This window comes from Rufibacter roseolus, assembly GCF_017916365.1.
Taxonomy (GTDB): Bacteria; Bacteroidota; Bacteroidia; order Cytophagales; family Hymenobacteraceae; genus Nibribacter; species Nibribacter roseolus.
This window is the reverse complement of record NZ_JAFMSU010000003.1, coordinates 1,085,135-1,097,595: the sequence shown is the minus strand read 5'-3', so window position 1 is coordinate 1,097,595 and position 12,461 is coordinate 1,085,135. Positions and strand designations below refer to the sequence as shown.

10 protein-coding genes are annotated in these 12,461 nt (G+C 47.6%); all 10 read left to right on the top strand.

What is annotated here, in order from left to right:
* Positions 1-7 precede the first annotated feature (7 nt).
* A complete protein-coding gene (gene nusG, locus J3P35_RS20410; RefSeq protein WP_149092172.1) occupies positions 8-565 on the top strand; it encodes a transcription termination/antitermination protein NusG in 558 nt (185 codons plus the stop codon).
* Between the two features lie 12 nt (positions 566-577).
* A complete protein-coding gene (gene rplK / locus J3P35_RS20405; protein ID WP_048919288.1) occupies positions 578-1,021 on the top strand; it encodes a 50S ribosomal protein L11 in 444 nt (147 codons plus the stop codon).
* Positions 1,022-1,032: 11 nt separating this feature from the next.
* On the top strand, positions 1,033-1,722 hold the full coding sequence (rplA, locus tag J3P35_RS20400) for a 50S ribosomal protein L1 (RefSeq protein ID WP_149092173.1): 690 nt from the start codon (positions 1,033-1,035) through the stop codon (positions 1,720-1,722).
* Positions 1,723-1,731: 9 nt separating this feature from the next.
* Complete coding sequence (gene rplJ / locus J3P35_RS20395) at positions 1,732-2,259, top strand: 50S ribosomal protein L10 (RefSeq protein ID WP_210466571.1); 528 nt, start codon at positions 1,732-1,734, stop codon at positions 2,257-2,259.
* 37 nt (positions 2,260-2,296) lie between these two features.
* Positions 2,297-2,677: a 50S ribosomal protein L7/L12 gene (gene rplL / locus J3P35_RS20390; protein ID WP_149092175.1), complete on the top strand. Its 381-nt coding sequence runs from the start codon at positions 2,297-2,299 to the stop codon at positions 2,675-2,677.
* 154 nt (positions 2,678-2,831) lie between these two features.
* Positions 2,832-6,704, top strand: coding sequence for a DNA-directed RNA polymerase subunit beta (rpoB, locus tag J3P35_RS20385; RefSeq protein ID WP_210466570.1), 3,873 nt, complete (start codon positions 2,832-2,834; stop codon positions 6,702-6,704).
* Positions 6,705-6,827: 123 nt separating this feature from the next.
* Positions 6,828-11,144, top strand: a complete 4,317-nt coding sequence (gene rpoC / locus J3P35_RS20380; protein ID WP_210466569.1) for a DNA-directed RNA polymerase subunit beta' — start codon at positions 6,828-6,830, stop codon at positions 11,142-11,144.
* Position 11,145: 1 nt separating this feature from the next.
* The gene (locus J3P35_RS20375; RefSeq protein WP_149092178.1) at positions 11,146-11,460 is read left to right on the top strand and encodes a DUF3467 domain-containing protein; all 315 of its coding nucleotides are present in this window, start codon (positions 11,146-11,148) and stop codon (positions 11,458-11,460) included.
* A gap of 102 nt (positions 11,461-11,562) precedes the next feature.
* Entirely contained in the window at positions 11,563-11,979 is a 417-nt protein-coding gene (gene rpsL, locus J3P35_RS20370) for a 30S ribosomal protein S12 (protein ID WP_048919295.1), read from the top strand.
* Positions 11,980-11,992: 13 nt separating this feature from the next.
* A complete protein-coding gene (gene rpsG, locus J3P35_RS20365) occupies positions 11,993-12,460 on the top strand; it encodes a 30S ribosomal protein S7 (protein WP_210466568.1) in 468 nt (155 codons plus the stop codon).
* Position 12,461 lies beyond the last annotated feature (1 nt).

Below are 12,461 nucleotides of genomic sequence, written 5' to 3'. Positions count from 1 at the left end.
GGAGAAAATGGCAGATTTAAAATGGTATGTAGTACGGGCGGTTTCAGGCCAGGAGAAGAAAGCAAAGTCTTACCTGGAGAATGAAGTAGCACGTCATAATTTAACGGAGATGGTGCCGCAGGTACTCATTCCGTCAGAGAAAGTATATGAAATGCGGAACGGGAAGAAACGCGTTAGAGAACGCAGCTTTTTTCCTGGTTACGTGTTGATCTTTGCAGATATCTCCAACGGTGAGGTAGAGCACTTGATTACCAGCACTCCGGGCGTTATTGGCTTCCTGGGTTCTGGAAACGGTAGAGCAGACGAGAAGCCGGTTCCGCTGAGAATGTCTGAAGTTAACCGTATCTTAGGAAAGGTTGACGAAACAGATGAGCAAGTGGAAACTTTGGAGACTCCTTTTATTGTTGGCGAAACTGTGAAAGTAATGGACGGTCCATTCAACGGTTTCTCTGGTACTGTAGAAGAGGTGTTTGAAGAGCGTCGCAAGCTGAATGTAATGGTGAAGATCTTCGGGCGGAATACGCCGGTAGAGCTGAACTACATGCAAGTAGAAAAAGAACAGTAGTAATAAATAATAATGGCAAAAGAAATAAAAGGTTATCTGAAACTTCAGGTAAAGGGAGGCGCCGCGAATCCAGCACCGCCGATAGGACCTGCACTTGGATCTAAAGGTCTTAATATTATGGAGTTCTGCAAGCAGTTCAATGCCAGAACCCAGGATAAGGCCGGCCAAGTATGCCCAGTTTTGATTACAATGTACACAGACAAGTCATTTGACTTCGTAATTAAAACTCCTCCCGCTCCAGTATTGTTGATGGACGCTGCGAAAATCAAATCCGGATCTAAAGAGCCTAACCGTAACAAAGTAGGTTCCGTGACTTGGGAGCAGATTCGCGAGATCGCTGAAATCAAAATGCCTGACCTGAATGCGTTCAAAGTTGAGGCAGCAATGCGTTTGGTAGCTGGTACCGCACGTAGCATGGGTATCACAGTAAAAGGAACTGCTCCTTGGAGTGAGTAATTAAAAAGCAAATGGCTAGAATTTCTAAAAACAGAAAAGCAGTCTTAGCAAAGTACGACCCTAAAAAAGAGTACTCTCTGTTAGATGCAGCAGGCGTAGTAAAAGAAATCACTTTCACTAAGTTTGATGCTTCCGTTGACATTGATGTGCGTTTAGGTGTTGACCCGCGCAAGGCTGATCAAATGGTGAGAGGCGTGGTAACGCTTCCTCATGGAACCGGTAAAGACGTACGTGTGTTGGTGCTTTGCACTCCTGATAAGGAAGATGAAGCGAAAGCCGCAGGTGCTGACTTCGTAGGTCTGGATGACTATATCCAGAAGATTGAAAAAGGCTGGACAGATGTTGATGTAATCATCACCATGCCGGCTGTAATGGCGAAAGTAGGTAGACTGGGCCGTATCTTAGGACCCCGTAACTTAATGCCAAACCCTAAAGCTGGTACTGTAACAACAGACGTAGCCAAGGCGGTGAAAGAAGTGAAAGCTGGTAAAATTGACTTCAAAGTTGACAAAACCGGTATCATCCACACTAGCATTGGTAAAGTGTCCTTCGGTCCAGATCAAATTGCTGCAAACGCTTCTGAGGTAATCGCTACCCTTAACCGTTTAAAGCCTTCTTCTGCAAAAGGAACTTATATTAAGAGCATCACATTGTCAAGCACAATGAGTCCTGGTGTAGTAGTTGACAAAACCTCAATTTAACGAGAAGAGATGACACGGGAAGAGAAAGAAATCATTGTACGTGACCTGAGTGAGAAATTAGCTCAAAACTCCTTCGTCTACATCACAGACGCTTCAGAATTGACCGTTGCTACTATCAACAGATTCAGAAGACTTTGCTTTGATAGAGGCATTGAGTACAAAGTTTACAAAAACACTCTGATTCGTAAGGCGCTTGATACCTTAGACACAGATACATCTGCTTTGGATGTGGCTTTGAAAGGTTCTTCAGGAATCCTATTTGAAGCTACTACTGGTAATGCTCCAGCAAAATTATTACTTGATTTCCGCAAGACCGGCGCTAAGAAGCCAATCTTGAAAGGAGCTTACATTGACAGCAGCATCTACGTAGGTGATGACCAACTAGATGCCCTGAGCAAAATCAAGTCCAAAGAAGAATTGGTTGGTGAAATCATCGGCTTACTTCAATCTCCTGCCAAAAACGTTATTTCTGCCCTTCAGAGCGGTGGCAATACTTTGGCTGGTGTGCTTAAAACTTTATCAGAGAGAGAACAATAACATTTCAATTTTAAAACAACTTTAATTACTAATAAAAATGGCAGATTTGAAAGCATTCGCTGAGCAGTTGGTTAACTTAACTGTTAAAGAAGTTAATGAACTTGCTACTATTCTTAAGGATGAGTATGGTATTGAGCCAGCAGCTGCTGCTCCTGTAATGGTAGCTGGTGCTGCCGGTGGAGACGCTGGAGCCGCTGCTGAGGAAAAAACTTCTTTTGATGTAATCCTTAAGTCAGCAGGTGCCTCTAAACTAGCAGTTGTGAAGCTAGTGAAAGAACTTACCGGTCTTGGCTTGAAAGAAGCGAAAGAATTGGTTGATGGTGCTCCAAAACCATTGAAAGAAGGTGTTGCTAAAGATGAAGCAGATTCATTGAAAAAGCAATTGGAAGAAGCTGGTGCTGAAGTGGAGGTTAAGTAATCCCACACTACCTTCCATTACCACTAAGGGTTAGACCTGGCAATTTCGTCAGGTCTTTTCCTGTTTGTACCTAGAAATGATTTTCTAGAATATTCTGTCGGAGAAAAGGCTGTTTCCCGACACGACAAAGTTTAAACGTTAAAATCAGACAACTTTGGCTACAAGTAAAACGACAGAGCGGATCAACTTTGCGTCCATTAAGTCGGTAATTGATTACCCAGACTTTCTGGACGTTCAGCTACAATCTTTCCAAGACTTTTTCCAGTTGGAAACCGCTGCCGAGAACCGCACGGAAGAAGGTCTATTCAAAGTTTTTGCTGAGAACTTCCCGATCTCTGACTCAAGAGAGAATTTCGTTCTGGAATTCGTAGATTACCATGTTGACCCGCCCAAGTACTCCGTTGATGAGTGCATTGACCGTGGGTTGACTTATTCAGTTCCATTAAAGGCAAAGCTTCGTTTGATCTGTAATGATACGGATAATGAGGACTTTGAAACTATTGAACAGGAAGTTTTCTTAGGAAACATTCCTTATATGACCGAGAAGGGTTCATTTGTGATCAATGGCGCCGAGCGCGTGATTGTATCTCAGCTGCACCGTTCACCAGGGGTGTTCTTTGCCCAAAGCAAGCACACCAACGGTACCAAACTTTACTCTGCCAGAATCATCCCTTTCAAAGGATCCTGGATTGAGTTTGCGACAGACGTGAACAACGTGATGTACGCGTACATTGACCGGAAGAAGAAATTCCCAGTTACTACTTTGTTGCGTGCCATCGGCTACGGAACTGATAAAGACATCCTGGACCTGTTCGGGTTGTCTGAAGAAGTGAAGGCCGATAAGAAGACCCTGAAAGGCGTGGTTGGCAGAAAGCTAGCTGCGAGGGTTCTGCGCACCTGGACAGAAGACTTCGTGGATGAGGATACCGGTGAAGTGGTGTCTATCGATCGTAACGAAGTGCTGTTGGAACGTGACTCAGAGGTGAGCGAAGACGATCTGGACGTAATCATTGACTCAGGGGTGAAATCCATCATCCTGCACCGTGAGAACGTTAACATCGCAGATTACAACATCATCTACAACACCCTGCAGAAAGATAACTCAAACTCTGAGCAGGAAGCTGTTGAGCAGATCTACCGTCAGTTGCGTAACACAGAAGCGCCAGACGTAGAGACTGCCCGTGACATTATCCAGAAGTTGTTCTTCAGTGATAAGCGTTATGACCTGGGTGATGTAGGACGCTACAGAATCAACAAGAAATTAGGCCTTGACAAAAACTGGGATGCCAAAGTATTGACCAATGAGGACATTGTCCTAATTGTAAAGTACCTGATTGGTCTGATCAACTCAAGAGCCGTTGTTGATGATATTGACCACTTGAGCAACCGCCGTGTAAGAACGGTAGGAGAGCAGTTGTATGCGCAATTTGGTGTAGGTCTTGCCCGTATGGCCAGAACCATCAAGGAGCGTATGAACGTGCGTGACAACGAAGAATTCAAACCGGTTGACCTGATCAACGCGCGTACGCTTTCTTCTGTGATCAACTCGTTCTTCGGGACAAACCAGTTGTCTCAGTTCATGGACCAGACCAACCCACTGGCAGAAATCACGCACAAACGTCGTGTGTCTGCTCTGGGACCAGGAGGTCTTTCCCGTGAGCGCGCTGGTTTCGAGGTACGTGACGTTCACTATACTCACTACGGTCGTCTTTGTACAATTGAAACACCAGAGGGACCAAACATCGGTCTGATCTCTTCTCTTTGCGTGCACGCCCGCGTGAACAGCATGGGCTTCATTGAAACTCCTTACCGCAATGTAGTGGAAGGTAAAGTAGATGTGACCCACGAAGTGAAGTACCTGACCGCTGAGGAAGAGGATACCCACCACATTGCACAGGCCAACGCCATCATTGACGAGAACGGTAACTTCATCAACGACAAAGTAAAAGGTCGTTTTGAAGGTGACTTCCCAGTAGTAGAGCCAGAGCGCTATACTTACATGGACGTTGCGCCTAACCAGATCGTATCGGTGGCCGCCTCGTTGATTCCGTTCCTGGAGCACGATGATGCTAACCGTGCCTTGATGGGATCTAACATGCAGCGCCAGGCAGTACCGTTGGTGAAGCCACAGGCTCCAATTGTTGGTACTGGTCTGGAACTGAGAGCAGCCCTTGACTCAAGAGCGTTGGTAAGAGCAGAAGGCGACGGTTATGTTCACTTCGTTGACGCAGATAAGATCATCATCCGTTATGACCTCTCTGAGGACCAGAAACTGGTGAGCTTTGACGCCGAGTACGTGACGTATGACCTGATCAAATTCCGCCGTACGAACCAGGATACCTGTATCAACCTGACTCCTCTTGTTAAGAAGAACGAGCGGGTAACCAAAGGTCAGCCTCTGTGCGAAGGATATGCCACGAACCAGGGAGAACTTGCCTTAGGTAGAAACCTGCAGGTAGCGTTCATGCCTTGGCAAGGATACAACTTTGAGGATGCGATCGTAATCTCTGAGCGTGTAGTTAGGGATGACGTGTTCACCTCTATTCACATTGAAGAGTTCGAGCTGGAAGTTCGCGAGACGAAACGCGGTGAGGAGGAATTAACCTCTGAGATCCCGAACGTAAGCGAAGAAGCCGTTCGTAACCTGGATGAGAACGGTATCATCCGCATCGGTGCCGAGGTGAAAGAAGGTGACATCCTCATTGGTAAGATTACTCCTAAAGGAGAGACCGACCCAACCCCAGAGGAAAAACTTTTGAGAGCCATCTTCGGGGACAAAGCCGGTGATGTGAAGGATGCCTCGTTGAAAGCGCCGCCATCATTGAATGGGGTGGTGATTGAGACGAAGTTATTCTCTCGCCCTAAGAAAGATAAAAACCTCCGCGCGAAAGCGAAGAAAGAGGTAGAAGACCTGAAGACCAAGTACAACGCTGAACTCAAAGCCGTGAAGAACGTGATGATTGAGAAGCTGGTACAACTGTTGGAAGGCAAGACAAGCCAAGGGGTACGTCACCGTTTCGGAGACGAAATCCTGACCAAGGGTGCGAAGTTTGGTAAGAAAAACATCTCTGAGGCACTTTTCCCTGACAAAAACCCTTATAAGGACGAAAGCAACTATGCCGTTCCTGAAGAGGTGAACATGTTCAAGGATCTGATTCTGGAAGGATGGACCGCGGATGAGCAGACAAACAAAATGCTGTTGGAACTGGTGAAAAATTACACCAAGCGCCGCAACATGATCTCTGCCCGTTTCAAACGCGACCGCTTCACCCTAGAGGTAGGGGACGAGTTACCAGCCGGTATCGTGCAGTTGGCCAAAGTATACATCGCTAAGAAGCGCAAGTTGAAAGTGGGTGATAAGATGGCGGGTCGTCACGGTAACAAAGGGGTAGTAGCCCGTATCGTGCGTGAGGAAGACATGCCGTTCCTGGAAGACGGAACACCAATGGACATCGTGTTGAACCCACTTGGGGTACCTTCAAGGATGAACATCGGTCAGATCTACGAGACCGTTCTAGGTTGGGCAGGTCTGAAGTTGGGACGCACCTATGCTACCCCAATTTTCGACGGCGCCACTGAAGAACAAGTTTCTGCAGAATTGGCCGAGGCTGGCTTGCCTAAATTTGGACGTTCTTATCTATACGACGGCTTGAGCGGTGACCGCTTTGACCAGCCAATCACGGTAGGTGTTATCTACATGCTGAAACTGGGTCACTTGGTAGACGATAAGATGCACGCCCGTTCTATCGGACCATACTCACTCATCACACAGCAGCCATTGGGTGGTAAAGCCCAGTTCGGTGGTCAGCGTTTCGGTGAGATGGAGGTGTGGGCGTTGGAGGCCTTCGGGGCCGCTAACGTGCTGCAGGAAATCTTGACTGTGAAGTCAGATGACGTGATCGGTCGTGCGAAAGCGTACGAAGCCATTGTAAAAGGTGACGTGTTGCCGAAGCCAAATATCCCTGAGTCGTTCAACGTGTTGATCCACGAACTCAGAGGTTTGGCCTTGGAGATTACGCTGGACTAATAAGCTGTTTTGGAGGAGATTTCAGGAAAAGGGGCGCAAAACGCCCTCTCTTGAAATCTCCCTTTTCAGCGTTAGAAGGGCCGTTTAGTAAAAAGGAAATTTACATATCTAGCAACACATAACATGGCGTTAGCAAGAAATAAAAAATTAATCCAAGACTTCTCTAAAGTTACTATCTCTTTGGCTTCTCCAGAATCAATCCTGGAGAGATCAAACGGAGAGGTGACTAAGCCTGAAACCATCAACTACAGAACCTACAAGCCAGAGATGGGCGGTTTGTTCTGCGAGCGGATCTTCGGGCCAGTGAAGGACTGGGAGTGCCACTGCGGTAAATACAAGAGAATCCGTTACAAAGGTATTATCTGTGACCGTTGCGGTGTAGAAGTAACCGAGAAAAAAGTGCGTCGTGAGCGCATGGGCCATATTGAACTGGTTGTACCGGTAGCACACATCTGGTACTTCAAGTCTCTGCCAAACAAAATTGGTTATCTGCTGGGCTTACCAACCAAGAAACTTGACCAGATCATCTATTATGAGCGGTACGTAGTTATCCAGCCAGGTATCCTGGGCGAGGACGGCGTGAACATGCTGGACTTCCTGACCGAGGATGAGTACCTGGACATGATTGACAAGCTGCCACGCGAGAACCAGATGTTGGACAACCATGATCCAAACAAGTTCATCGCGAAAATGGGAGCTGAAGCCCTTCAGATGTTATTGGAGCGCATCAACCTGGATGACCTTTCTTATGACCTGCGTTACTCTGCTGCCCACGAGACTTCTCAGCAGCGGAAAGCAGAAGCGTTGAAGCGTCTGCGCGTAGTAGAGGCTTTCCGTGATGCCGCAACCAGAATCGAGAACAAGCCTGAGTGGATGGTAATCCGCATGGTGCCTGTGATTCCACCAGAATTGCGTCCATTGGTTCCGTTGGATGGTGGCCGTTTCGCTACGTCTGACTTGAATGACTTATACCGTCGCGTTATCATCCGTAACAACCGTCTGAAGCGTCTGATCGAGATCAAAGCACCAGAGGTGATCCTGCGGAATGAGAAGCGTATGCTTCAAGAAGCCGTTGACTCCCTGTTCGACAACTCACGTAAAGTGAACGCTGTAAGAGCAGAAGGTAACCGTGCCCTGAAATCACTTTCTGACATGCTGAAAGGTAAGCAAGGACGTTTCCGTCAGAACTTGCTTGGTAAGCGTGTTGACTACTCTGGCCGTTCCGTAATCGTGGTTGGTCCAGAGCTGAAACTGCACGAGTGCGGTCTTCCTAAGAACATGGCCGCTGAGCTTTTCAAACCGTTCATCATCCGTAAGCTTATTGAGCGCGGTATTGTGAAGACGGTGAAATCTGCGAAGAAAATCGTGGATAGAAAAGACCCGGTTGTATGGGATATTCTGGAAAACGTGCTGAAAGGGCACCCAGTTCTGTTGAACCGTGCTCCTACGCTCCACAGATTAGGTATCCAGGCTTTCCAGCCTAAACTGATCGAAGGAAAAGCGATTCAGTTGCACCCATTAGTAACCACAGCATTCAACGCCGACTTTGACGGTGACCAGATGGCGGTACACGTTCCACTAGGACCGGCCGCAATCCTGGAAGCCTCAATGTTGATGTTGGCTTCGCATAACATCCTGAACCCTGCTAACGGTGCGCCAATTGCAGTACCTTCTCAGGACATGGTGTTAGGCTTATATTACGTGACCAAAGGTAAGCGCTCTACTGAGAATGAGAAAATTCAAGGTGAGGGTATGTCTTTCTACTCAGCTGAGGAAGTAATCATCGCCATCAACGAAGGCCGCTTGTCTAAGCACGCTTTCATCAAAGTGCGTGTGAAAGTCTTAAATGACAACAACGAACTGGAGACTAAATTGATTGAGACCGTAGCCGGAAGGGTATTGTTCAATCAGTTCGTGCCAGAAGAAGTTGGGTACGTAGACGAACTTCTTTCAAAGAAGAAATTGCAGCAGATCATCTCCCGCGTGTTCAAAGTAACCGGTATGGCGAGAACTGCTCAGTTCCTGGATGACATCAAAACCCTGGGCTTCCAGTCTGCCTACAAAGGCGGTCTGTCCATGGGCTTGGGTGACATCGTGATCCCGAAAGAGAAAGATATCTTGGTAGAGCAGGCCAAGAAAGACGTAGACGCTGTTTGGGCGAACTACTCTATGGGTCTGATCACCGATAACGAGCGTTACAACCAGGTAATTGATATCTGGACACGTATTAACAACCAGATCACCGAGACCCTGATGAACCGTCTTGAGAAAGACGACCAAGGGTTTAACTCCATCTTCATGATGATGCACTCAGGAGCCCGTGGTTCCCGTGAGCAGATCCGTCAGTTAGGTGGTATGCGGGGTCTGATGGCTAAGCCGCAGAAATCATTGCAAGGCTCAGTAGGGGAGATCATTGAAAACCCAATTCTTTCCAACTTCAAAGAAGGTCTGGATGTAATTGAGTACTTCATCTCTACCCACGGTGCCCGTAAAGGTCTTGCGGATACGGCCTTGAAAACGGCGGATGCGGGTTACCTGACCCGTCGTCTGGTAGACGTTTCTCAGGACGTGATCGTGAATGAAACCGACTGCGGTACTCTGCGCGGTCTGGAAGTAAGTGCCCTGAAAGACAACGAAGACATTGTGGAGTCTCTGTCTGAGCGTATCCTGGGTCGTGTAAACGTACATGACATCATTGATCCGATCACTGGAGAACTGATCCACGAGTCTGGAAACGAGATCACCGAAGAAGTAGCTAGAATCATTGAGAACTCGGCTATTGAAAGCGTGGAGATCCGTTCTGTGTTGACTTGCGAGACCAAGCGCGGTATCTGTGCCAAATGCTACGGCCGTAACCTTTCAACTGGCCGCATGGTGCAGAAAGGTGAAGCGGTTGGGGTTATCGCGGCACAGTCTATCGGTGAGCCAGGTACTCAGTTGACACTTCGTACCTTCCACGTAGGTGGTACAGCGTCTAACATTGCGGTTGATGCAGCTATCCGTGCTAAATTTAACGGGGTGATTGAGTTCGAAGATGTTCGGACAATTGAAACCACCAATGCAGAAGGCGAACCGGTGAAAGTTGTAATGGGTCGTTCAGGTGAGGTGAAGGTAGTAGAGCCAACCACTGGCAAACTGCTTATCAGTAACCACGTGCCTTACGGTTCATTCCTGTTGGTGAACGAGGGAGACACCGTGGCCAAAGGCGACGAGCTGTGTAACTGGGATCCATACAACGCGGTTATCCTTTCTGAGTTTGACGGTAACATCGTGTACGAGTCCATTGTGGAGGGTATCACCTTCCGAGAGGAGTCTGACGAGCAGACCGGTCACCGTGAGAAAGTGATTATCGAGACCAAGGATAAGACCAAGAACCCTGCTATTGTCATCATGCCGGCCAACGGTGAGCCTAAAACCTACAACATTCCGGTAGGGGCCCACTTAACGGTAGAAGACGGACAGCAGATCAAGGCTGGTCAGATTATCTCCAAGATCCCACGCGCTATTGGTAAAACCCGCGACATCACGGGTGGTCTGCCACGCGTTACAGAGCTCTTCGAGGCTCGTAACCCGTCTAACCCAGCGGTAGTGAGTGAGATTGACGGTGTGGTAACCTACGGTGGCGTGAAACGCGGTAACCGTGAGATCTACATTGAGTCTAAAGACGGTGTGAAGAAGAAGTACATGGTACCTCTTTCCAAGCACATCCTGGTACAGGACAATGACTTTGTGCGTGCAGGTGTTCCGTTGTCAGACGGTGCTATCACACCAAACGATATCCTGAACATCCAGGGACCTGGCGCAGTGCAGGAATACCTGGTGAACGAAATCCAGGAGGTATACCGTCTGCAAGGGGTGAAGATCAATGACAAGCACATTGAAGTAGTGGTTCGTCAGATGATGCAGAAAGTGAACGTGATTGACCCAGGTGATACCAGCTTCCTGGAGAACCAAACGGTTGACAAAGTAACGTTCATGGAAGAGAACGACATGATCATTGACATGAAAGTAGTGGAGGATGCAGGTGACTCAACCGCCATGAAACCAGGTATGATTGTGACGGCGCGTCGTCTGCGCGATGAGAACTCTAGCCTGAAGCGTAGAGACCTGCGTCTGGTGACTGTGCGCGACGCACAGCCAGCGGTGTCTAGACCAACCTTGCAAGGGATCACGCAGGCTTCACTGGGTACGCAAAGCTTTATCTCGGCGGCTTCCTTCCAGGAGACTACCAAGGTGCTGAGCGAGGCAGCCATCAAAGGAAAGGCAGACGAATTACTGGGCTTGAAAGAGAACGTAATCGTTGGTCACCTGATCCCTGCGGGTACCGGCTTGCGCGAATACTCAAAAATCATTGTTGGCTCCAAGGAAGAGTACGAAGCTCTTACGGCAAGCAGACAATCTGGAGTGAAAGCAAAGCAAGGCGAACTGCAAGAGAAATAAAATGGCTGCTGCAGAACAACAAGGACAGATCAACATTGAGTTGACGGAGGAGATCGCAGAGGGCGAGTATGCAAATCTGGCCATGATCGCGCACTCCCACAGTGAATTCGTGATTGATTTTATCCGTCTGATGCCCGGGATCCCGAAGGCAAAAGTAAAGTCAAGAGTGGTGATTACTCCAGAGCATGCCAAGCGTTTCTTGGCTGCTTTGGAGGAAAACATCCTAAAGTATGAGCAAAGTTTTGGGGCTATTAAGCAGACGCCGGAAGCCCCAAGCTTTCCGCTCAATTTTGGGGGAACTATTGGCGAAGCCTAAGCGGTTAATAATTAATGAATTAAAACTTTGAATTTGCAAAGCGAATTTTATACCTTTGCAAACCATTTTTTGAAGAGAGAAATCAGTTTAAAAAGTTAGTAAATGCCTACTATACAACAATTAGTAAGAAAGGGAAGAGAAGCGCTAACATCAAAGTCTAAGTCTCCAGCTCTTGACTCATGCCCACAAAGACGTGGCGTGTGCACACGCGTTTACACAACCACACCTAAGAAGCCAAACTCAGCGATGAGAAAAGTGGCCCGTGTGCGTTTGACAAACGGCAAAGAAGTCAATGCCTATATCCCGGGTGAAGGTCACAACCTCCAGGAGCACTCTATTGTGCTGATCAGAGGTGGTCGTGTGAAAGACTTACCAGGTGTAAGATACCACATTATCCGTGGTGCGTTGGACACTGCTGGTGTAAACGGTCGTCTACAGTCCCGTTCTAAGTACGGAGCAAAACGTCCTAAACCAGGTCAGCCAGCAGCTGCTGCAGGAAAAGGCGGTAAGAAAAAATAATTGAGTTAAGACAATGAGAAAAGCGAAACCAAAGAAGAGAATTCTTCTTCCTGATCCAAAATACAAAGAAACTCTGGTTACCCGTTTTGTAAACTACCTGATGGTAGACGGTAAGAAGAGTGTGGCATACAAGATTTTTTACGATGCTTGCGATTTAGTTGAAAGAAGAACTAAAGAGAACGGTCTTGAGACCTGGAAAAAAGCATTGAACAACATCATGCCAGGTGTAGAGGTAAAATCCCGCCGTGTAGGTGGTGCTACTTTCCAGGTACCAACTGAGGTACGTCCGGATAGAAAGATTTCTCTTGGTATCAAATGGATGATCTCTTACGCTCGCAAGAGAGGTGAGAAGACCATGATGGATAAATTGGCAGGTGAGATTATCGCCGCCGCCAAAGGAGAAGGTGCTGCTGTGAAGAAGAAAGATGATACTCACAGAATGGCGGAAGCTAACAAGGCATTCTCGCATTTCAGATTCTAAG

Bases quoted from the DNA above. Each gene is read 5' to 3' on its own strand.
- nusG (WP_149092172.1), top strand. From the start codon at position 8: ATGGCAGATTTAAAATGGTATGTAGTACGGGCGGTTTCAGGCCAGGAG.
- rplK (WP_048919288.1), top strand. From the start codon at position 578: ATGGCAAAAGAAATAAAAGGTTATCTGAAACTTCAGGTAAAGGGAGGC.
- rplA (WP_149092173.1), top strand. From the start codon at position 1,033: ATGGCTAGAATTTCTAAAAACAGAAAAGCAGTCTTAGCAAAGTACGAC.
- rplJ (WP_210466571.1), top strand. From the start codon at position 1,732: ATGACACGGGAAGAGAAAGAAATCATTGTACGTGACCTGAGTGAGAAA.
- rplL (WP_149092175.1), top strand. From the start codon at position 2,297: ATGGCAGATTTGAAAGCATTCGCTGAGCAGTTGGTTAACTTAACTGTT.
- rpoC (WP_210466569.1), top strand. From the start codon at position 6,828: ATGGCGTTAGCAAGAAATAAAAAATTAATCCAAGACTTCTCTAAAGTT.
- J3P35_RS20375 (WP_149092178.1), top strand. From the start codon at position 11,146: ATGGCTGCTGCAGAACAACAAGGACAGATCAACATTGAGTTGACGGAG.
- rpsL (WP_048919295.1), top strand. From the start codon at position 11,563: ATGCCTACTATACAACAATTAGTAAGAAAGGGAAGAGAAGCGCTAACA.
- rpsG (WP_210466568.1), top strand. From the start codon at position 11,993: ATGAGAAAAGCGAAACCAAAGAAGAGAATTCTTCTTCCTGATCCAAAA.